Origin of the sequence: Peribacillus acanthi (genome assembly GCF_003073175.1) — a bacterium.
Lineage (GTDB): Bacteria > Bacillota > Bacilli > Bacillales > DSM-1321 > Bacillus_BN > Bacillus_BN acanthi.
On the sequence record NZ_QBBX01000003.1, the window covers coordinates 153461 to 176118 of the forward strand.

Below are 22658 nucleotides of genomic sequence, written 5' to 3' on the forward strand. Positions count from 1 at the left end.
AAATGTACGGTAGATCATACTTCTGTGGTGAAGTGACAGAAAAAGCTATTGGTGAAGAAATCGTAGTTAAAGGGTGGGTTCAAAAACGTCGTGATTTAGGTGGGTTAATTTTTATTGACCTTCGTGACCGTTCAGGCTTAGTACAGGTTGTTTTCAATCCAGATGTATCTAAAGACGCACTTGAAATTGCAGAAAGAATCCGTAGCGAATATGTGTTGGATTTAAAAGGGACTGTTGTGGCTCGTCAAGAAGGAACTGTGAATCCTAAAATGAAAACAGGTCGAATTGAAATCCACGCATCAGACGTTTCCATCATCAATGAAGCGAAAAATCCTCCTTTCATGATTGATGATAAAACGGATGTGTCAGAAGATATCCGTCTAAAATATCGTTACCTTGACCTACGTCGTCCAGTAATGTTTGAGACATTTAAAATGCGTCACCAAACTACACAAACAATTCGTAATTTCTTAGATAGCGAAGGCTTCCTAGATATTGAGACTCCTATCTTAACAAAAAGTACTCCTGAAGGAGCTCGTGATTACCTAGTTCCAAGTCGTGTTCATGAAGGGGAATTCTATGCGCTTCCTCAATCCCCTCAGTTATTTAAGCAGTTACTGATGGTTTCTGGTTTCGAAAGATACTATCAGGTTGCTAGATGCTTCCGTGATGAGGACTTACGTGCTGATCGCCAGCCAGAATTCACTCAAATCGATATTGAAACAAGCTTCATGAGCCAAGAAGATATTATGTCACTGACAGAGAACATGATGGCTAAAGTCATGAAAGAAGTAAAAGGGTTGGATGTTGCTCTGCCATTCCCACGTCTGACTTACGATGATGCAATGAATCGCTATGGATCGGATAAACCAGATACTCGTTTTGAAATGGAATTAGTCAATGTTTCTGAACTTGTGAAGGATTCAAGCTTTAAAGTGTTCTCAGGTGCAGTCGAAAATGGTGGGGAAGTAAAAGCCATCAATGTAAAAGGTGCAGCTTCTAAATACTCTCGTAAGGACATTGACGCTCTTGGAGAATTCGCTGCAGTTTATGGAGCAAAGGGATTAGCTTGGTTGAAGGTCGAGGGTGACGGTTTAAAAGGTCCAATTTCAAAATTCTTTGAAGGTGAAGCAGGAGAGGCATTAGGCAATACGTTGGAGGCACAAGAGGGAGACCTTTTATTATTTGTAGCCGACAAGAAAAATGTAGTTGCGGATGCTCTTGGTGCACTGCGCTTAAAACTTGCGAAGGAACTTAGTTTGATTGACCAAAACAAGTTCAACTTCCTTTGGGTTACAGAGTGGCCTCTTCTTGAGTACGATGAAGAAGCAGAGCGCTATACGGCAGCTCACCATCCATTCACAATGCCTGTTCGAGAAGATTTAGAAAAATTAGATACAGATCCTAGTAGTGTCAAGGCTTATGCATATGACTTAGTGCTTAATGGATATGAACTAGGTGGAGGATCTTTACGTATATTTGAAAAACAAATTCAAGAAAAGATGTTCTCATTATTAGGCTTCTCTCCTGAAGAAGCAAAAGCACAATTTGGATTCTTATTAGAAGCATTTGAATATGGAACACCTCCACATGGTGGAATTGCCCTTGGTCTTGACCGACTTGTGATGTTGCTAGCTGGTAGAACAAACCTTCGTGACACGATTGCATTCCCAAAAACGGCTAGTGCAAGTTGTCTACTGACAAATGCACCGGGCAAGGTGAGTGAAGCACAATTAGAAGAGCTGAATTTAGCCTTAGCTCCAAAGAAATAATCTATTTTTAGACAAGATTAAGTCAGAAGGGTATTCCTTTTTTCTGTGAAAAAAAGGAATAATTTCCTATATGACTTCACTTGAACCATAAGCATTTTTTATGCTATGATATTACCAATAAGCGAGAGTCCTGATGTGTACGTCACCATAACCTATAAGTTTTGACCGAACACTTATAGTTACGGGAGCCTACGTTTCAAAGCCGCGTAAAAGCCTCATCTCGAAGAGGACTTACAAAAGCCTAGAACAAGGCACCCACCTGCGTAGAGCGGGTTCAAAACAAAGGAGGAACGGCACGATTGGGGCTCTTGCGCCCTTATATGAGTATTCAACCTGTGTGGGAAACTGCACAGGTTTTTTGTATTCTCAGAATATAGTTGACTACATAGAAGTAAGTCGACGTATTGTCCGTTTTTCAGAATAAATGTTCTGCACAACTCAGGCTTGGCGCTAGTCAAGTTTTCTAATTGATTTTGGCAGGAACGAGGTACATTCGGATAAATAAGGGTAAAGTAATGAAGAGGTAATCCAACTAATTTAGACAATTATAAGGAAACTAAGATGTTTCCACTTTTCTGATAGAAATACTTGTATTAATCAATAGATATGTTATAGTACTGTTTGAATCAATCGTAGATATAATAATGGAGTTGATAAAATGCTACATCAATTTTCAAGAAATGAATTGGCGATCGGAAAAGAAGGCCTTGAAAAGATGAAAAATACAACTGTTGCTGTACTTGGTATCGGTGGTGTAGGTTCATTTTCTGCTGAAGCCTTAGCGCGTTCTGGCGTTGGGCGCTTAATTCTTGTCGATAAAGATGACGTTGATATTACAAACGTCAATCGTCAGTTACATGCATTGCTATCCACTGTAGGCAAATTTAAAGCTGACTTAATGAAAGAACGAATCTTGGATATTAATCCTGACTGTGAAGTCATTTCATTGAAAATGTTCTATACAGAAGAAACCTATGAAGAGTTTTTCAGTTATAAACCTGATTATGTAATTGATGCATCCGACACGATTTCTTATAAAATTCATTTAATGAAGGAATGTTTGAATCGTAATATCCCAATCATTTCGAGCATGGGTGCTGCTAACAAGATGGATCCGACTCGATTCCAAATTGCGGATATTTCTAAAACACATACCGATCCAATTGCGAAAGTTATTCGTACACGTCTTCGTAAAGAAGGAATTAAAAAAGGTATCCCAGTAGTTTTCTCTGACGAAAGTCCAATTGTGATTCGTGAAGAAGTGCGTAAAGAGGTTGGAAAAGACGACGCTGTTATTCGAAAAGCAAAAATGCCACCTTCCTCCAATGCATTTGTACCTTCTGTAGCTGGTTTGGTTGCTGCTAGCTGGGTTGTAAGGGATATTCTTAAGGATGTTAAAGTTGTACGAGTAAGTGATGAAAATAAGTAAAGAAAAAGCTCAAGTGCCATTACCTTCTGGTTGTGGCGCTTGAGCTTTCGATTTTTTCTTGAACTTGAGCCAATGCCTGTTCAAATTTCCCTGTCTTTTTGGGTTTATAGTACTTCTTATTTTTTATCTTGTCTGGTAGGTATTGCTGTTGAACCCAACCGCTTTCATAATCATGGGGATATTGATATTCCAATCCTCTTCCAAGATCTTTAGCGCCTTTATAATGAGCATCCTTCAAATGGTCTGGCACATCTCCACTTATCCCTTTACGAATGTCGCTAATTGCTGCATCAAGTGCAGTATAGGCAGAATTCGATTTTGGAGATAGGCATAACTCAATCACGGAATTTGCTAGTGGAATCCTTGCTTCAGGAAATCCTAGTCGTTCGGCAGCCTGGACAGCTGCAAGTGCCCTCGGTCCTGCTTGGGGATTGGCAAGTCCAATATCTTCATAAGCAATTACAACAAGTCTTCTGCTGATACTAACTAAATCGCCTGCTTCGACTAATCTACCTAAGTAATGCAATGCCGCATTTACATCGCTTCCTCGAATTGATTTTTGAAATGCGGAAAGCACATCATAATGAGCATCACCATCTTTATCGTGGGAAAAGCTTTTCTTTTGGATACATTCTTCTGCATCTCCAACTGAGATTCGGATGATCCCATCCTTATCCGGTGGAGTTGAAGACACCGCTAATTCTAAAGCATTGAGTGCACTCCGGACATCTCCAAAAGATGCAGTGGCAAGATGTAGCAATGCTTCTTCTTCAATTTCAGTTTGAAACTTCCCTAAACCTCTTTCTTCATCTACTAATGCCCTCTTTAAGGATAGTAGAATTTCTTCTTCCTCCAGTGGTTTCAGTTCAAAGATTTGACATCGACTTCTAATGGCAGGATTGATTGCATGATAAGGATTACTTGTAGTCGCACCAATTAAGACAATGCTTCCATTCTCAAGGTGAGGAAGGAGGAAGTCTTGTTTGGCTTTATCAAGCCGATGGACTTCATCAAGTAGGAGAATAACTTTTCCTGACATTTTGGCTTCTTGAACGACGATTTCCATATCTTTTTTATTATTGGTGACAGCATTTAATGTGCGGAAAGCATATCTTGTGCTTCCAGCAATTGCGCTGGCAATGGAAGTTTTTCCAACACCCGGAGGCCCGTATAGAATCATGGAGGATAGTTGTTTAGCGATGACCATTCTACGAATAATTTTTCCTTCACCAACTAAATGGTCCTGACCGATGATTTCATCTATGGATCGAGGGCGCATCCGAAATGCGAGTGGTTTTATGCTCATTTACAGTAATACCCCCCAGATTTATCTTAATACTTCTAATACAATCGGTTTTATATACTTTATCATAATGTATAATATAGATAAAATGCATAACATTTAGTTGTATGCTATAATTTCAAAAGTCTTTCATTCTTTAATAGCCATTATACGTATAGGAATGATTTACATTTGATTTTGCTGAGTAATTAAGCTGCTACTTTATATATATTGAGGTGCCAAAAATGAAGATTTCTACTAAGGGACGTTATGGGCTTACAATCATGATTGAATTAGCACGTAAACATGGTGAAGGTCCAACATCATTAAAATGTATTGCTCAAACTCACGACTTGTCCGAACATTACTTGGAACAATTGATTGCCCCTCTTCGAAATGCAGGTCTTGTAAAAAGCATCCGTGGTGCATATGGTGGGTATGTCCTTGCAAAAGAACCGAACCAAATCACATCAGGCGATATTATCCGAGTCCTTGAAGGTCCAATAACTCCTGTTGAGGGAATTGAGGACGAGGAGCCAGCGAAACGTGAATTATGGATCAGAATTCGGGATGCCATTAAAGATGTTTTGGACAGTACCACACTTGAGGATTTGGCTAGCTATTCGGAAAATGGAAACAATGATTCGTATATGTTTTATATATAATTTTTAGATTGGTGGATGGAAGGAGAATAATAGGTGGAACGCATTTATTTAGACAATGCTGCAACAACCCCAATGCATCCTAAAGTCATTGAAGAGATGTTGACAGTCATGCAATCGCATTTTGGGAATCCTTCAAGCATTCATTCCTTTGGTAGAGAATCAAGAAAGTTATTGGATGATTCCCGATTGGTATTGGCTAAAAGTATTGGCGCAAAACCAAATGATATTCTAATTACTAGTGGTGGTACGGAAGCGGACAATACAGCTATTATTGGGGTTGCTGAAGCAAATAAGCATCGTGGTCGTCATATAATTACTACAGCCATCGAACATCATGCAGTATTGCATACTTGCTCTTTTCTTGAGAAACAAGGTTATGATGTAACCTACCTACAAGTAGACGAAAGTGGCAAAATTTGTCTTGACGATTTAAAACGAGCTCTAAGAGAGGATACAATTCTTGTTACCATTATGTATGGTAACAATGAGGTAGGCACAATGCAGGAAATCATCGAAATCGGTTCGATGCTTCAAGAACATGGAGCTTTCTTTCATACGGATGCAGTACAAGCATACGGAATAGTTCCAATTGATGTAAAGGAATTGGGTGTAGACCTGCTATCTGTTTCTTCTCATAAAATAAATGGTCCAAAAGGAATTGGATTTTTATATGTAAAGGAAGGTGTGAAACTTACACCTTTATTATATGGTGGAGAGCAGGAAAAGAAACGTCGTGCAGGAACCGAAAATATACCGGGTATTGTGGGATTTGCTAAGGCAGCTGAGCTAGCTTATGAAGCAATTGAGGTAAAAGTAGAATCCTATCTTTCTTTTAAAAGAAGAATGATTGATATTTTTATGGAAGAGGAAATTCCTTTTTCAGTAAATGGCGACACGAAAAGTGCACTTCCACATGTATTGAATATTAGCTTTCCTGGCACTAATGTAGAAGCAATGCTTGTAAACCTGGATTTAGCTGGGATTGCAGTTTCTAGTGGGTCTGCTTGTACAGCGGGTTCTATTGACCCGTCACACGTATTGGTCGCCATGTTTGGCAAAGGTTCAGAACAAACAATGAACTCTATCCGGTTTAGCTTTGGAATGAACAATACAATGGAACATGTGGAAAAAGCAGCTAGGGAAACAAGTAAAATCGTTAAACGATTAATAAGATAGAGATGAGGTGACATCATGAAAAAAGAACCTAAGGATACTCGTGTGGTAGTAGGCATGTCCGGTGGCGTCGATTCTTCTGTAGCGGCTCTTTTGTTAAAGCAACAAGGGTACGATGTGGTAGGAATCTTCATGAAGAACTGGGACGATACAGACGAAAATGGAGTTTGCACAGCTACGGAAGATTTTGAAGATGTCATCAAGGTTTGTAACCAAATTGGCATTCCATACTATGCAGTTAACTTTGAAAAGCAATATTGGGACAAGGTGTTTACGTATTTCCTGGAAGAGTATAAAGCTGGACGGACTCCAAACCCAGATGTGATGTGTAACAAAGAAATCAAGTTCAAGGCTTTCCTTGAGCATGCACTGAATCTTGGAGCTGATTATTTAGCCACAGGTCATTATGCTCAAGTTGAATTCCGTAATGGTGAATATAAAATGCTTCGTGGTATTGATGAAAACAAGGATCAAACCTATTTCTTGAATCAATTGACACAGGAGCAACTTGAGAAAGTAATGTTCCCTCTTGGAGGCATTGATAAATCCAAGGTACGCGAAATCGCTAAAGAAGCTGGTTTGGCTACTGCTACAAAAAAGGACTCCACTGGAATATGTTTTATCGGGGAACGTAATTTTAAGGAATTCCTCAGCAATTATCTACCTGCACAGCCTGGCGATATGACAACTCTTGATGGTGAAATTAAAGGTAAACATGATGGATTAATGTACTACACCATAGGACAGCGCCAAGGCTTAGGAATCGGTGGAAGCGGTGATCCATGGTTTGTAGTAGGCAAAGATTTAAAGAAAAATATTCTTTATGTGGAACAAGGTTTTGAAAATGAATTGCTCTATTCAGACTCAATTAAAGCTGTCAACATTAGCTGGGTAGGAAAGGCACCTACTGAAGAGTTGATCTGTACGGCGAAATTCAGATATCGTCAAGCTGATAATGGTGTTACAGTTAAACTGTTACCGAATGGAGAAGCAGAAGTCATTTTCGACCAACCAATCCGCGCGGTAACGCCTGGACAAGCAGTCGTATTTTATAATGGTGACGAATGCTTAGGCGGAGGAACTATCGACGAAGTATTCCGTAATGGTGAAAAACTAACCTATGTGGGTTAATAACACTTATCCCTCTGCTAAAATGGCAGAGGGATTTTAATTGTAGCCTGACCACAGGCTGAACTTTGGTTGTGGTATACTATTAACTAGAATTTTGGATAGTGAGGAGCTTATGCATGGATAAGAATCAACAAGGAATTCAGTTTATGAAAGAAGGAAAATGGGAGGATGCCGTTAAGATATTCTCGCAAGTTATAGAGGAAAATCCTAATGATCCTGTCGGCTATATTAATTTTGGTAATGTATTGACGGCAGTAGGTGAGCTACAGAAGGCGGAAAACTTCTTTAAAAAGGCAATCGAGTTAGATGAAAAAGCTGGCGCTGCCTATTATTCATTAGGGAATCTATATTTTGATGCAGACAAGCTGATTGAATCGAAGGATATGTTTGAAAAAGCTCTTCGCTCGGGTCTTGAAAATGCTGATACGTACTTTATGTTGGGAATGACTTTGTTAAGCTTAGATCAGCCTAAACTTGCAATGCCTTATTTGCAACGTAGTGTTGAATTAAATCCTGAGGATGCAGATGCACGTTTTCAATATGCATTATGCTTGGCAAACGCTGAAATGTATGATGAGCTAATCAAAGAACTAAACGAAGTCATTAAGCTAGATCCGAATCATTCAGATGCTTATTACAACTTAGGAGTGGCGTATGCAGGTTATAAGGAGGATTTAGAGGCTTCATTAGGATATTTCCAAAAAGCACTTGAAATACAGCCTGACCATATACTTGCTGCAAACGGTAAAAAAATGGTTGAAGCAGCGATGGAAGAATAGGGTTTCGACAAAATTCGGGCGGTGACAGGCACCGGAATAAAAGGAGGGAAGGACATTGCAACACTCACTCGATTTATTTGCAGATGGTAACAAGCAGAGAATTTTTATGAAAGGACGACATCTTGTTACAATTTTTCATAATGAACAAAATTTATATTCTGTCGTTCGTATTCGTGTGGATGAAACTAATGCTGTGTATGATGAAAAAGAAGCTGTTGTGACCGGTTACTTCCCTCAAATGTATGAACATGAAACGTACATATTTTATGGGCAATTGAAGGACCATCCGAAGTTTGGTCTTCAATTCCAAGTTGAACAATTTCAAAAAGATATTCCCCAGACAAAGGATGGAGTCGTACATTACTTATCTAGTGACTTGTTTAAAGGAATCGGAAAAAAAACAGCTGAATTAATAGTGGACACCATTGGTGATAATGCCATTTCAAAAATCCTTGAAAATCCTTCATTGCTTGATAGCGTCCCTAAACTTGCTGGAGATAAAGCAAAAATGCTTTACGATACCCTTGTAGAACATCAAGGATTAGAGCAAATAATGATTTCTCTTAATCAATATGGATTTGGGCCACAATTATCGATGAAGATTTATCAGGTTTATAAACAAGATACGCTAAGCCTAATTCAGCAAAATCCATATAAATTAGTTGAAGATATCGAAGGGATTGGCTTTAGTCGAGCAGATGAACTAGGATATCAGCTTGGGATAAGTGGAAGCCATCCTGACAGAATTAAAGCTGCCTGTTTATATACATTGGAAACATATTGCATTCAAGAAGGCCATGTATACATGGATGCAAAAGATTTGTTGATTCATGTAAAAAAACTTCTGGAAGAGAATAAGAGAGATGGAATCGAATTTAAAGAAATTTCTCAAGAAATATTGAAATTGCAAGAAGAGAGTAAAATTTTCATTGAAGAACGAAGATTATATACTCCTTCCCTCTACTTTTCAGAAAAGGGCATTGTGACTAGTATTCAAAGAATCCTTCAACAAACACAGTACAACGACCAGTTTCCAGAATCAGAATTTTTAATGGCGTTGGGAAGCTTAGAAGAACGACTAGAGGTAGAATATGCACCTGCACAAAAGGACGCCATTCAAAAAGCTTTAATGTCACCCATGCTTCTATTAACAGGAGGTCCTGGTACTGGGAAAACCACCGTCATTAAAGGGATTGTGGAGCTGTTTGCAGAATTGCAAGGGGTTTCAATGGATATTAAATCATATAAGAATGATGAACCCTTTCCATTTATCCTAGCTGCCCCAACAGGAAGGGCTGCTAAAAGAATGAGTGAATCTACTGGATTACCTGCAGTCACTATTCATCGATTACTTGGTTGGAACGGAAATGAAGGGTTCAGTCGTAATGAAGATAACCCAATAGAGGGAAAACTCGTCATTGTAGATGAAATGTCTATGGTAGACACGTGGCTTGCACACCAATTATTAAAGGCACTTCCAAAAGATGTACAACTTATTATGGTAGGAGATGAAGATCAACTGCCATCTGTAGGGCCGGGTCAAGTTCTAAAAGATTTACTTCTGTCAGAAAGTATCCCTACCGTAAAGCTTGAGACAATTTACCGGCAATCAGATGGTTCTTCCATTATTGAATTAGCCCATGAAATAAAAAAAGGTCGTCTACCAGATAATATAGCTTCACAGCAGAAAGATCGTTCCTTCTTTCCATGCAGTACAGCTCAAATCTCAAATGTTGTTGAAAAAGTCGTTTTAAACGCTAAGAAAAAAGGCTTCACGTCAAAAGATATCCAAGTTTTGGCACCTATGTACAGAGGGCCTGCAGGTATCGATAGCCTGAATAAAATGCTACAAGAAATATTTAATCCCAATACCGAAGGAACAAGAAGGGAATTAACTTTCGGTGAAGTCGTCTACAGGGTGGGAGACAAAGTCCTCCAATTGATTAACCAGCCAGAGAGCGGAGTTTATAATGGTGATATGGGAGAGGTCATTTCAATCTTGTTTGCAAAGGAAAATACTGAAAAACAAGATTTGGTGATTGTTTCCTTTGAGGGGGTCGAAGTAACCTATACGCGCCAAGACCTGACTCAGATTACTCATGCTTACTGCTGCTCTATTCATAAATCACAAGGCAGTGAATTTCCAATTGTGATTATGCCTATAGTAAAAAGCTATTATAGAATGCTACGTAGGAATCTTATCTATACTGGGATTACTAGAAGTAAGCAGTTTTTGATATTGTGTGGAGAAGAGGAAGCCTTAAGAACTGGAATTGAACGCAACCTGGAACAAACAAGAAAAACTACACTTCTAGAAAAACTGAAGTTAATCAGCTATACTCAAGAAAAAGCAATTGAAAACAAGTCCTATGAGGAATTATTGTGGAGTACTGACCCTTTAATTGGTATGGAGAGCATTACACCTTATGATTTTATGGATAAAAATATTGGGTGAAATTAAAAGAGGCTGAATTTTTGGTTGATTAAATTCAACCAGAGAGTCGCTCCTTTATTTTTTTTATCCATTTTCTCGTTCTAAATGAGGGCATCGGTGAAATTTAAGTTTTGTGAAAAAATGAATTTAGAAACCTGAGTAGATTGTAGTTGAAGGCATGAAGACTCCTGAGGGATTAGGTGGACAGCTGAGACCCTGCAGACACCAACGGCGGCAAGGAGGATCAGCGCTAGCCCAGCGGATAGCGAAGCTCCTGGAACGGATATCAATGGGTCATTACTACAAAACGTCCTAAAAAAGAGAGTGTCCCAAAAGTTTATACCTTTTGGGACATCTTCTTTTACCTAATATTAATTTTGAATATACTTTTGGAACACACTAGCAAAATCTTTTGTAGTGTGTTTAGCATGGATTTCTGTCATCCAAGTATTCACAAAATTGGCGATTTGACCAAACTCTTGGGATACATTTGCTTCAACAGTACGATTATTTCTTATCACTTCTTCAGCTACCTGGAGGCTTTTATCTCCGTAAGAAAGTAGCCTAGCGTTATCCTTCTGAATCATGGAAATAGCAAGAAGTGCTTTGTAAATGTCAGCTACTTCTGTAGAATGTTTTTTATGTACATCGATGGATAAATTTTTATTTCCGATAGTAAACTTCAATTCGATATCTAAATCGATTGTTCCTGCAGTTTCAATACTTACCGCACTAATTTCGTGTAAGCAATAATCATAACGCTTTAAATTACGTTTTGAACTGACAGCAGAATCCCCATCAACATGTATGAGAGCTAAATTTGTAAAGCAATATTCATCTTTTTTAGATTTGATAAGAAAGAAAATCTTTTCGTTATCTTCACTCAGTACAAAATCGTCAGACTCTGTTTTATCATAATCGGAAGGTTTGATGATTTCTCCAATATCACTAAGACCTAGAGCTTCGCTTGCTAATTTCTTAAACATGAAATTACCCCTTTCCAACAATTCAAGTACTCATAAATCATACCATAAAATCACCTAAATGAATGATCTGAAATTCAAAAAAATGTAAAATGGTTCCTTTGAATTATGGAAGGAAAATAAAGTTAATATAAGGTGGAAGCCTTAATTAACAAAGGTTTTTTTCGAGAACATGGAAAACGTTACACCTTATGATTTATTATCGCTAAACAGATAATATGAATGTTCGGAAAGGATGGTGCACTTTGCGGACATTCTCATTATTAAAGGGCTTGCCTTTGTACTCTATAACAGGGAAGAAAATGGGTGAGGCATGTGACCTGACCATATCTGATGAAGGTAAGGTAACAGGTGTACTATTAAGCCGATCAGCTATCTTCAAACGGACCCTTCAGATTCCATTAGAAAAAATCGACAGAATTGAGAGTGAGGCTATATACCTTAAGGACGATGATTTGACAAAAATTGAATCAAAACCCTACAAATATACACTCCATCATAAAGATTCGATAGCTGGTAAACAGGTAATTGGTAATAAAACTGGTAAAACTATCGGAGTGTTGGAGGATGTATATTTTACGGAAAATTTGGGCAATATTGTAGCATATGAAATTTCCAATGGTTTCTTTTCGGATCTTGCAGATGGAAAACTCAAAATACCTACACACAATCCACCATCACTCGGAGAGGATACCATCGTCATTTCTGAAGCCGTTCAGTGAGGTGTCAAATTGTGATAAAATGCCCAAATTGTTCTAGTAAGGATATTGGTAAGATTGGTGTAAATCAATATTATTGCTGGGGATGTTTTATTGAATTGTCAGTTTCTAAAGGTATGATTAATACTCACCAAGTTGAGGAAGATGGAAGTCTAAGTTCACTTGATGATCTATTTGAAGAGGAAGATCGAAGATATTCTATGTAATGTGATACAATTCATTAAATAAGATTTCACAAGAGGATGAATCTAAAGTGTGTCTAACCCTTTAGGTTTAAATAGTGTATTCACTATATAAACCTAGGAGAGCTGACACCTAAAGGAGTTCATCCTCTTTGTTTTTTTAAAGAAGAGTGTTTCCGAGTTCTTCACTATAGCCTGTTTTCATAAACTTTATTGCTTTATTAGTAAATGTAACGGAAAGTAAGTGGCAAGATTAAATTCCTAATGTGGAATGAGCCTAATTTTATACAGCATCATACTGCATGAAAAATCGTTCTCCGTAAACAATACAGGTATATTATGAGGTTTGCTACAAGGAGGTAGTCGAATGAATATACCAATGAAGTGGTTCTATCGATTAGGCTTCTTACTGTTATTGTTTGTGGTGATTTATGTTTTTTTTATATTAAAACCCCTTTGGATGCCAGTCCTTCAAATCATAGTAACAGTGTTAATTCCGTTTTTAATTGCAGCCTTTGTCAGCTATCTTCTGCATCCTGTCGTAGAATTACTCCATCAAAAAGGAATGAAGCGTGGAATAGCAATTGTTATCATTTATTTTCTATTTTTTGGGGGAATCGGTTTTGCTTTATATAAAGGAGTGCCGATTATGATCCAACAGGTGAAGGATTTATCTGAAAATGCCCCGGTATTTACTAAACAATATCGAGTCCTATTAGACGAGTTGGATCATCATACATCAGATTGGCCAGCAGCCTTTAAAGAAAAAATAGATAAGGGTATTGTTTTTGCGGAAAATAGAATGGATGCCCTATTTTCGAGGGTAACTGGTTATTTAACAGGATTTATGGATTTCATCTTTTTAATTGCCATAATTCCTTTTATTGCCTTTTACATGCTAAAGGATTTTGAAGATATTAAAAGAGGGGCGTGGTACATCACCCCGAACAAATGGAGAAAAACAGGGATATCTTTTCTACAAGATGTAGAACATTCCTTAGGCAGTTATATTAGAGGCCAATTAATCGTTTGTGTGGCGATAGGTTTTATATCCACCATTTTATTTTGGTTAATTCATTTAAAGTATCCTTTGATACTCGGTTTCATTATTGGTGTAACAAATGTAATTCCATATTTTGGTCCTGTGATTGGAGCAATACCAGCTATTATTATTGCAGCAGCTTTATCTGGGAAAATGGTCTTGTACGTTGTACTTATTGTTTTTGGATTGCAATTTTTAGAAGGGAATATCCTCTCTCCACTTATTGTAGGAAAAAGCTTACATATGCATCCATTGATGATTATGCTTGCCCTACTAATAGGGGGAGAGATTGGTGGAGTAGTAGGTCTGATTATTGCTGTTCCTATTCTTGCGATTATGAAGGTAGCCATTATGCACGCTCGGACACACTATTTAATAGCCAGGAAGGAAAAACTTCAGAAAAACCCAATTAATGAACCATAATAGATGTCTTCGCAAATATTGACAAAAGTCCTTGTACTGCCTATAATCCTGTTTATAGGTTAACTATAAGTAAATCGTTGAAGGATCAAGTATGTTATAGTCCATCTGAGTGTATGACACATAAGAGAGGAATTTCCTTGGCTGAAAGAAATTCCAGATGAAGGATAACAGAAAGCTAATCCGGAGTGTAGCTAATTCCTACCGTTTAACCGCGTTAAGGTGATTCTAAGGTGATGGACTTGAAATTTAGGTCCATAATCAGGGTGGTACCGCGAGTTATGTCTCTCGTCCCTGTCAGGGGATGGGAGCTTTTTTTATGCCTTAATTTACATATTTTACCATTTTACAGGAGGGAAACTATTATGAAAAAACTAACAGGCGCTCAAATTCGCCAAATGTATTTAGATTTCTTTAAAGAAAAAGGACATCACGTAGAGCCTAGTGCTCCACTTGTGCCCCATGATGACCCATCATTACTTTGGATTAATTCAGGTGTAGCTACATTAAAAAAATATTTTGATGGCCGAGTAATTCCTGATAATCCTCGTATTACGAATGCTCAAAAATCGATTCGAACAAATGATATTGAAAACGTAGGTAAAACAGCTCGCCATCATACATTCTTTGAAATGTTGGGTAATTTCTCAATCGGTGAATACTTCAAAGAAGAAGCTATAACTTGGGCATGGGAATTCTTGACTGACGAAAAATGGATTGGATTCGACCCAGAAAAACTTTCAGTTACGATTCACCCAGAAGATGAAGAAGCGTTTGAACTGTGGAATAAAAAGATTGGTGTACCAGCAGACCGTATCGTACGCCTTGAAGGGAACTTCTGGGATATTGGTGAAGGTCCAAGTGGTCCGAACACGGAGATTTTCTATGACCGTGGTCCTGCATATGGAGATGACTTCAGTGATCCTGAATTATTTCCAGGTGGAGAAAATGAACGTTATTTAGAGGTTTGGAACCTTGTATTCTCACAATTCAATCATAACCCAGATGGATCATACACACCGCTTCCAAAGAAAAATATCGATACTGGTATGGGCTTAGAGCGTATGGCTTCTGTCATTCAAGATGTACCTACGAACTTTGACACAGATTTATTTATGCCAATCATTCATGCTACTGAAGAAATTTCGCTTGAAAAGTACCGTGTTAATAATGAAAAAGACGTTGCTTTCAAAGTAATTGCTGACCATATCCGTACAGTTGCTTTCGCAATCGGTGATGGAGCATTGCCTTCTAATGAAGGTCGTGGCTATGTATTAAGAAGACTATTACGTCGTGCGGTTCGTTACGCAAAACAAATCAACATCAATCGTCCGTTCATGTATGAACTAGTACCTGTTGTAGGAGAAATCATGCATGAATTCTACCCAGAGGTAAAAGAAAAACGTGATTTCATCGCAAAAATAGTGAAAAATGAAGAAGAGCGTTTCCATGAAACTTTAAACGAAGGGCTTCACATACTAGCTGAAGTAATTAAGAAGGAAAAAGCGAACGGAAGTACCGTTATTAAAGGTTCTGATGTATTCAGACTTTATGACACCTATGGTTTCCCAGTAGACTTGACTGAAGAGTATGCTGAAGAAGAGGGCATGACGATTGATCGTAATGGGTTTGAGACGGAAATGGAAGCACAGCGTGAACGTGCACGCGCTGCTCGTCAAGATGTAGATAGTATGCAAGTCCAAGGTGGAGTTTTAGGTGAAATTAAGGTAGAAAGCCAATTTGTTGGCTATGAAAACCTTGAGGCAGAAGGTACAGTCGTTGCCATTGTGAAAAATGGTGAATTGATTGAAGAAGCACAAGCTGGTGAAGAAGTGCAAGTAATCCTTAGCCATACTCCGTTTTATGCAGAAAGTGGCGGACAGATTGCAGATAAAGGCTTCATCGTAAATGAAGATGTCAAGCTAGTTGTAAAGGATGTTCAAAAAGCTCCTAACGGTCAAAACTTACATGGTGTCATTGTTGAGCACGGAATCTTAAAATCAGGAACTAGCGTTGTTTCTGAAGTAGATGCTGAGTCAAGAAGCCATATCGTAAAAAATCATACTGCGACTCATTTATTACACCAAGCTTTAAAAGATGTTCTTGGAGAGCATGTTAACCAAGCTGGTTCTCTTGTACAAACAGACCGTTTACGTTTTGACTTCTCGCATTTTGGTCAAATTAAACCTGAAGAACTTGAGCAAATTGAACAAAATGTCAATGAACAGATTTGGAAAAGCACACCTGTAGTCATTGAAAACAAAGCTATTGACGAAGCAAAAGCTATGGGAGCAATGGCTCTATTCGGTGAAAAGTACGGTGATATTGTTCGCGTCGTTCAAGTAGGTGACTACAGCATTGAGTTATGTGGTGGATGTCATGTACCTAATACTGCAGTTATCGGATTGTTCAAAATCGTATCTGAATCAGGTATTGGTGCTGGAACTAGAAGGATTGAGGCGGTAACTGGAGCGGCAGCTTACAAAACTTTAAACGACCAAATCGGTATATTAAAAACTGCTGCGGCAAAAGTGAAATCTAATCCAAAAGATGTCCCTGCAAGAATTGATGTATTGCTTGGAGAAATTAAGGAATTACAACGTGAAAATGATTCATTAAAATCTAAGCTTGGGAATATAGAAGCAGGCAATCTTGTTAATAATGTAGTTGAAGTAAATGGAGTTCCTGTTTTAGCTGCAAAAGTACAAGCATCTGATATGAATAATCTTCGTAACATGGCTGATGAACTTAAGCAAAAGCTTGGATCAGCAGTTTTAGTACTAGGATCAGTCCAAGAAGACAAAGTTAACCTGATTGCAGGTGTAACAGATGATTTAATTAAAAAAGGATTCCATGCTGGTAAATTAATTAAAGAAATTGCGACACGTTGTGGAGGCAGTGGCGGAGGTCGTCCAGATATGGCTCAAGCTGGTGGGAAAAACCCAGAACAATTGGACTCTGCGCTTAAATTTGCTGAAGAATGGGTAAAATCAATTTCATAATCCCAGACTGTTAGTGTACAATGGTAGTAATAATAACCAATTTCCCAATCGAGATTTAGGGATTTCCTTATAACTTGATTGGGAAGATTGAAAAAGGTACAATAATAAACTGAACTCTTAAAGTGAGGTGCACGTATGAGTTCCTTTGATAAGACGATGCAATTTAACTTTCCAGAAGAGCCATTTGAACGTGATATTAGAGAGGTTCTATTTCAGGTTCATGAGGCCCTGCAGGAAAAAGGCTACAACCCGATTAACCAAATTGTTGGCTATCTTCTTTCTGGAGATCCAGCCTATATCCCACGTCATCAGGATGCGCGTAATTTAATTCGTAAACTTGAACGGGATGAAATTATCGAGGAATTGGTCAAATCTTACTTAAAGCACAATCGTGAGGAAGCATAATGCGGACTATGGGATTAGATGTAGGGTCGAGAACTGTCGGAGTTGCAATTAGCGATGCGATGGGCTGGACAGCACAAGGAATCGAAACGATTAAAATCAATGAAGAGCAGCAACAACTAGGATTAGATCGAATCGGCGAACTTGTGAAAGAATATGAAGTTACTAAGGTTGTTGTTGGTTTACCCAAAAATATGAACGGCACTATAGGTCCCCGAGGGGAAGCTAGTGAAGCCTATGCAAAGGCAATTGAAGTCAAGCTTGGTTTACCTACAGTATTGTGGGACGAGCGTCTGACTACGATGGCTGCCGAAAGAGTATTATTGGAGGCTGACATGAGCCGAGCAAAACGAAAAAAAGTAATCGACAAAATGGCGGCTGTCATGATTCTTCAAGGATACTTAGACAGCGTGTCAAAAAACTAATGAGGTGACCATAATGGAACACGGACAAAACAATATTACAATCGTTGACGAAAGCGGTAACGAGCAACTATGTGAAGTACTTTTCACATTTGATTCAGAAGAATTCGGTAAATCATACGTATTATACTACCCAATCGGTGAAGAAGATGAGAATGGCGAAATCGAAATTCATGCATCTTCTTTCGTACCTAGCGAAGATAACCGAGATGGTGAATTGTCACCAATCGAAACAGAAGAAGAGTGGGATTTAATCGAGGAAATGCTAAACACATTCCTGGATGAAGAAGAAGACGAAGAGTAAAAACTAAGAAAAGCCCTTCACGAACTGACGTGGAGGGCTTTTTTGTGCTTTAAGAACCTGCAGCGAAGAAGAAAGAGATGTAGAGACCAATTTTTAGGAATAATGTATATCTGCAATAAAGGTTTTCTACAGCCGAGGCTAGGTACTACCCAAGTTTTCTTATGGATTCGAAATCCTCATTTTTACAAACTTTGTCGGATACTGTGATTTTACCTCGAAATTTTAGTATAATGATTCGAGATAGCTTGTACCAATTAATAATAAGTAGCCAATAGATATAAAAAAGTGGATCATTCTCTCTGCTTTTCAACCATGAAAGGGGAAAGTTATGTCTGAAAATCAATCAAAAAAAGACTTTATGCTTCAAAAGCTCTCAGAACGAAGAAGTGAAGCAAAAGTTGTAAGAAAAATAGTAATGATTACTTCTCTTATTATCTTCCTTGTAATATGTGGCTCTGCCGCTGGCATTTATGCATTTGTTAATTCAGCTTTAAAGCCGGTAAATCCTGAGGATGAAAGCTTAAAGACCATTGAAATTCCAATTGGCTCTTCAGTAACAGGGATCTCGAATATTTTAGAGGAAAATGGCATTATTAAAGATGCTCGAGTATTCAAATATTACATTAAATTTAGAAACGAAGCAGGATTCCAAGCTGGTCAGTATAAGTTATCTCCATCAATGACGTTTAAAGAAATTCTTGCTTCTATTAAATCGGGAAAAATCATGCAGGAAGCTGTGCTGAAAATGACTATTCCTGAAGGGAAACAACTTTCTCAAATTGCTGGTATAATTGCAGAAAAAACAGGCCAAGATGCTGAAACAGTGCTTAAAGAAATAAATAGCAAAGCTTTTGTTGAAAAAATGATGGCACAGTATCCAGATTTAATTTCGGAAGAGGTATTTGAAAAAAATATTAAGTTCCACTTAGAAGGATATCTGTTCCCAGCAACATACGAATTTTTTGAAGAAAAGCCGACTACTGAGCAAATAGTAAATGAAATGTTAAAGAAGACCAACGAAGTACTTGTTGATTATCAAGGTGCAATGGAAGAAAAAGAATATTCACCACACAAGTTACTTACTATGGCGTCATTGATTGAAGAGGAAGCCACTGAAAAAGTTGAACGAGAAAAAATATCATCTGTATTCTACAATCGAATAGAAATTGGAATGCCTTTACAAACCGATCCTACAGTCCTATATGCCTTAGGGAAGCATAAAGATCGAGTCCTGTATAAAGATTTGGAAGTGAATTCACCTTATAATACGTATAAGGTGAAAGGTTTACCTCCTGGACCAATTGCCAATGCTGGAGCATCATCCATTGATGCTGCCTTGGAACCTGCTGATACTGACTACCTATATTTCCTTGCAACATCAACTGGTGAAGTTATCTTTACAAAAACGTTGGAAGATCACAATCGCGAGAAGGCTAAGCACATTACGAATAATTAATGCAATTGGCCAAGCTTGAGGAAGTTTGGCCAATTTTTGTAAATGGTTATCTCCGCCAACTGTGGAAACAACACACATCCATTAAATGAGAGATTGTTTAGCAATTTACAATCTATTGTGGTAAAATGGTTGAAGTGATTTTTATTAGTTAACATATTTCCTCGGCGCTTGCCGAGTTTTTTCTTGTAAAGTCAACATAGTGGCTAATTTTAAGAATAAAGTGCAACTAGACATTTGCCAGTCCTTCTCCTTGGTGTAAGTCAAGTTTTCTCAAAATTTCAAGTATACGATTGTTGGGCGTAGTATCCATCTCTGGTAACAAGTTATGGCTACGTCTCTTTCTTTGCAATGATATAAAAAGTTTTGGAGGTACTTCATGAATCAAGAGATGGAGTCATATTTAACATCTTTAGTAACAGAGAGGAATGCTCTTTTTACAGAAATGGAACTATATGCTTCAGAGCATGGAGTACCCATTATGGATTTAATAGGGATGGAAGCTCTACTTCAATTATTAAGGCTGCATAGACCTAAAAAAATATTAGAAGTAGGTTCTGCAATTGGTTATTCCGCTCTAAGGATGGCGCATGCTTTACCAGAATCCTCTATTGTAACCCTTGAACGAGATGAAGAGCGAATTGAAAAGGCACGACATTACTTTCAAAGGTCAGAGCTAGGTGAAAGAATTGTCCTCTTGACTGGGGATGCATTGGAGCTTCAAGAGAAGGTAGAGGAATATGGTCAGTTTGATGCAATCTTTATAGATGCAGCTAAAGGACAATATAGAAAGTTTTTTGAACTATATTCACCACTACTTTCAGCACACGGTTTAATCATTACTGATAACGTGCTTTACAAAGGGTTAGTAGCTATGGATGAAAAAGTAATCGATCAAAGACGAATCAGAAGTCTTGTTAGAAAAATAAGAGAATTTAATGTTTGGCTATCCGAACATCCTGATTACCATACAACAATCCTACCAATTGGTGATGGGGTTGCAATATCACTAAAGAAATAAGAGGTGAAGGTTAGTGAAGAAACCTGAATTACTTGTAACACCTACAAGCGTTAATGATATTCCTGGCTTAATTGAAGCTGGGGCCGACGCGTTTGTAATTGGTGAGCAGAAATTTGGATTACGTTTAGCAGGAGAATTTTCTCGTGGAGATGTAGCAAAAACTATTGAAATGGCACACATTGCTGGCAAAAAAGTATATGTAGCAGTGAACGCAATCTTTCATAACGATAAAATTGACGCATTAGGAGAATATTTATCCTTCCTACAATCCGTGAATGCAGATGCCGTTATTTTTGGTGACCCTGCTGTGTTGATGGTTGCGCGCGAAGTGGCACCTGAAATTCCATTGCACTGGAATACTGAGACGACAGCCACAAATTACTACACATGTAACTATTGGGGTAGAAAAGGGGCAAAACGTGCTGTATTGGCCCGTGAAATTAACATGGATGCCATTATTGAAATGAAGGAAAATGCCGAGGTTGAGATTGAAGTACAAGTTCATGGAATGACTTGTATGTTCCAATCGAAACGTTCTTTACTTGGAAACTACTTTGAATACCAAGGCAAAGCTATGGAAGTTCAGAACCGTAAATTCGATAAGGATATGTTCCTACATGACAAAGAACGTGAAAATAAGTATCCAATTTACGAAGATGAAAATGGAACACACATCATGAGCCCAAATGATATTTGTATCATAGATGAGCTTCAAGAAATGATTGAAGCTGGTGTAGATTCCTTTAAAATCGATGGGATTTTAAAGTCAGCGAACTATATTAAAGAGGTCACGAGTTTATATAGAAAAGCAATCGATCTTTGTGTTGAAGATACAGATGCATATGATGACATCAAAACAGAATTAGTTGATCAAATTGAAGAGATTCAACCGGCTAATCGCCCATTAGATACGGGCTTCTTCTTTAAAGAAACAGTTTATTAATAGAAATGGAATGGAGGAATAGCCTTGAAAGCTATTACTGATAAAATTTCTGCAATTGTTGATGGAAAAAGAGTAATTGTCAAAAAACCTGAATTATTAGCTCCGGCTGGAGATTTAGAAAAATTGAAAATTGCTGTCCGTTATGGTGCAGATGCAGTATTTATCGGAGGTCAAGAATATGGTCTTCGATCCAATGCAGGAAACTTTACTTTTGAAGAAATGAAAGAGGGCGTAGAATTCGCTAAGCAATATGGAGCAAAAATCTACGTCACTACCAATATCTTTGCCCACAATGAAAATATCGATGGATTGGATGATTATCTTCGTGGAATCGCTGAAGCTGGAGTACATGGAATAATCGTTGCAGATCCATTAATAATAGAAACATGTCGTAGAGTAGCACCTAATGTTGAAGTTCACTTGAGTACTCAACAATCCCTTTCCAACTGGAAAGCAGTTCAGTATTGGAAGGAAGAAGGATTGGAGCGTGTAGTTCTAGCTCGTGAAACAAGTGCTGAAGAAATCCGTGAAATGAAAGAGAAAGTAGACATTGAAATTGAGACATTCATCCATGGAGCGATGTGTATTGCTTATTCTGGACGTTGTACACTTTCAAATCATATGACAGCCCGTGACTCTAACCGTGGAGGTTGCTGTCAGTCATGTCGCTGGGACTATGACTTATATCGCATGAGTAGCGATGAAGAGTTAGCATTATTCGATAATGAAGATTCTCCTTTCGCTATGAGCCCTAAGGATTTAAAATTAATCGAATCTATTCCTCAAATGATAGAGTTAGGAATCGATAGTTTAAAAATAGAAGGTCGAATGAAATCCATTCACTATGTTGCGACAGTAGTAAGTGTATACCGTAAAGTCATTGATGCGTATTGTGCGGATCCAGAAAACTTCAAGCTAAAGAAAGAATGGCTTGAAGAGTTGGATAAATGTGCAAATCGCGAAACTGCTCCTGCATTCTTTGAAGGTGTTCCAGGGTATAAGGAGCAAATGTTTGGGAACCATAGCAAAAAGACTTCTTTTGACTTTGTTGGTCTAGTTCTTGACTATGATGCAGAATCCCAAATGGTTACCCTGCAACA

General features: G+C 38.1%; 20 protein-coding genes, 1 other RNA gene and 1 other annotated feature. Of the genes, 19 read left to right on the forward strand and 2 right to left on the reverse strand.

Going from position 1 to position 22658, the window contains the following annotated elements; genetic code table 11:
- The first annotated feature begins 2 nt into the window (after positions 1 to 2).
- The 3 genes from aspS to DBX25_RS03980 all read left to right on the forward strand — a co-directional run bounded on the left by aspS (position 3) and on the right by DBX25_RS03980 (position 3201).
- Positions 3 to 1772, forward strand: a complete 1770-nt coding sequence (gene aspS, locus DBX25_RS03970; RefSeq protein WP_108669484.1) for an aspartate--tRNA ligase — start codon at positions 3 to 5, stop codon at positions 1770 to 1772.
- 124 nt (positions 1773 to 1896) lie between these two features.
- Positions 1897 to 2082: non-coding RNA, 6S RNA (ssrS, locus tag DBX25_RS03975), on the forward strand.
- A gap of 348 nt (positions 2083 to 2430) precedes the next feature.
- The gene (locus DBX25_RS03980; protein WP_108669485.1) at positions 2431 to 3201 is read left to right on the forward strand and encodes a tRNA threonylcarbamoyladenosine dehydratase; all 771 of its coding nucleotides are present in this window, start codon (positions 2431 to 2433) and stop codon (positions 3199 to 3201) included.
- A gap of 19 nt (positions 3202 to 3220) precedes the next feature.
- On the opposite strand, the gene DBX25_RS03985 is transcribed toward DBX25_RS03980, so the two are convergent.
- A complete protein-coding gene (locus DBX25_RS03985; protein WP_108669486.1) occupies positions 3221 to 4507 on the reverse strand; it encodes a replication-associated recombination protein A in 1287 nt (428 codons plus the stop codon).
- Positions 4508 to 4728: 221 nt separating this feature from the next.
- Between DBX25_RS03985 and cymR the strand changes: the two genes are divergently transcribed.
- The 5 genes from cymR (at position 4729) to recD2 (ending at position 10686) form a co-directional block, all read left to right on the forward strand.
- Positions 4729 to 5148, forward strand: coding sequence for a cysteine metabolism transcriptional regulator CymR (cymR, locus tag DBX25_RS03990; RefSeq protein ID WP_108669487.1), 420 nt, complete (start codon positions 4729 to 4731; stop codon positions 5146 to 5148).
- Between the two features lie 33 nt (positions 5149 to 5181).
- Entirely contained in the window at positions 5182 to 6324 is a 1143-nt protein-coding gene (locus DBX25_RS03995) for a cysteine desulfurase family protein (RefSeq protein WP_108669488.1), read from the forward strand.
- 15 nt (positions 6325 to 6339) lie between these two features.
- The gene (mnmA, locus tag DBX25_RS04000) at positions 6340 to 7452 is read left to right on the forward strand and encodes a tRNA 2-thiouridine(34) synthase MnmA (RefSeq protein ID WP_108669489.1); all 1113 of its coding nucleotides are present in this window, start codon (positions 6340 to 6342) and stop codon (positions 7450 to 7452) included.
- 116 nt (positions 7453 to 7568) lie between these two features.
- On the forward strand, positions 7569 to 8231 hold the full coding sequence (locus DBX25_RS04005) for a tetratricopeptide repeat protein (RefSeq protein WP_108669490.1): 663 nt from the start codon (positions 7569 to 7571) through the stop codon (positions 8229 to 8231).
- A gap of 106 nt (positions 8232 to 8337) precedes the next feature.
- Complete coding sequence (gene recD2, locus DBX25_RS04010) at positions 8338 to 10686, forward strand: SF1B family DNA helicase RecD2 (RefSeq protein WP_108669625.1); 2349 nt, start codon at positions 8338 to 8340, stop codon at positions 10684 to 10686.
- 350 nt (positions 10687 to 11036) lie between these two features.
- Here the strand turns inward: recD2 and DBX25_RS04015 are convergent, their stop codons facing one another.
- Positions 11037 to 11651 (reverse strand): PH domain-containing protein, encoded by a 615-nt coding sequence (locus DBX25_RS04015; RefSeq protein WP_108669491.1) that lies wholly within the window; start codon positions 11649 to 11651, stop codon positions 11037 to 11039.
- Between the two features lie 242 nt (positions 11652 to 11893).
- Between DBX25_RS04015 and DBX25_RS04020 the strand changes: the two genes are divergently transcribed.
- From DBX25_RS04020 to DBX25_RS04070, 11 genes are all read left to right on the forward strand, one after another.
- Entirely contained in the window at positions 11894 to 12370 is a 477-nt protein-coding gene (locus DBX25_RS04020) for a PRC-barrel domain-containing protein (protein WP_170110113.1), read from the forward strand.
- 11 nt (positions 12371 to 12381) lie between these two features.
- Positions 12382 to 12573 (forward strand): hypothetical protein, encoded by a 192-nt coding sequence (locus tag DBX25_RS04025; RefSeq protein WP_108669493.1) that lies wholly within the window; start codon positions 12382 to 12384, stop codon positions 12571 to 12573.
- Between the two features lie 343 nt (positions 12574 to 12916).
- Positions 12917 to 14014, forward strand: coding sequence for an AI-2E family transporter (locus tag DBX25_RS04030; protein ID WP_108669494.1), 1098 nt, complete (start codon positions 12917 to 12919; stop codon positions 14012 to 14014).
- 68 nt (positions 14015 to 14082) lie between these two features.
- Positions 14083 to 14310 (forward strand) — a binding site (T-box leader).
- Between the two features lie 66 nt (positions 14311 to 14376).
- Positions 14377 to 17013: an alanine--tRNA ligase gene (alaS, locus tag DBX25_RS04035; protein WP_108669495.1), complete on the forward strand. Its 2637-nt coding sequence runs from the start codon at positions 14377 to 14379 to the stop codon at positions 17011 to 17013.
- Positions 17014 to 17148: 135 nt separating this feature from the next.
- Positions 17149 to 17418 carry an IreB family regulatory phosphoprotein gene (locus DBX25_RS04040; protein ID WP_108669496.1) on the forward strand — a complete coding sequence of 90 codons (270 nt, stop codon included), beginning with the start codon at positions 17149 to 17151 and terminating at the stop codon, positions 17416 to 17418.
- The gene (gene ruvX, locus DBX25_RS04045) at positions 17418 to 17840 is read left to right on the forward strand and encodes a Holliday junction resolvase RuvX (RefSeq protein WP_205685173.1); all 423 of its coding nucleotides are present in this window, start codon (positions 17418 to 17420) and stop codon (positions 17838 to 17840) included. Before DBX25_RS04040 ends, ruvX begins: the two co-directional genes overlap by 1 nt.
- Before the next feature lie 13 nt (positions 17841 to 17853).
- Positions 17854 to 18141, forward strand: a complete 288-nt coding sequence (locus DBX25_RS04050) for a DUF1292 domain-containing protein (protein ID WP_108669497.1) — start codon at positions 17854 to 17856, stop codon at positions 18139 to 18141.
- Positions 18142 to 18469: 328 nt separating this feature from the next.
- The gene (gene mltG, locus DBX25_RS04055) at positions 18470 to 19597 is read left to right on the forward strand and encodes an endolytic transglycosylase MltG (protein ID WP_108669498.1); all 1128 of its coding nucleotides are present in this window, start codon (positions 18470 to 18472) and stop codon (positions 19595 to 19597) included.
- A gap of 376 nt (positions 19598 to 19973) precedes the next feature.
- Positions 19974 to 20615: an O-methyltransferase gene (locus DBX25_RS04060; RefSeq protein WP_108669499.1), complete on the forward strand. Its 642-nt coding sequence runs from the start codon at positions 19974 to 19976 to the stop codon at positions 20613 to 20615.
- 13 nt (positions 20616 to 20628) lie between these two features.
- On the forward strand, positions 20629 to 21558 hold the full coding sequence (locus DBX25_RS04065; RefSeq protein ID WP_108669500.1) for a peptidase U32 family protein: 930 nt from the start codon (positions 20629 to 20631) through the stop codon (positions 21556 to 21558).
- A 24-nt stretch (positions 21559 to 21582) separates the two neighbouring features.
- Positions 21583 to 22658, forward strand: a 1076-nt coding sequence (locus DBX25_RS04070; RefSeq protein ID WP_240620145.1) for a peptidase U32 family protein, incomplete at its 3' end; no start/stop codon positions are given.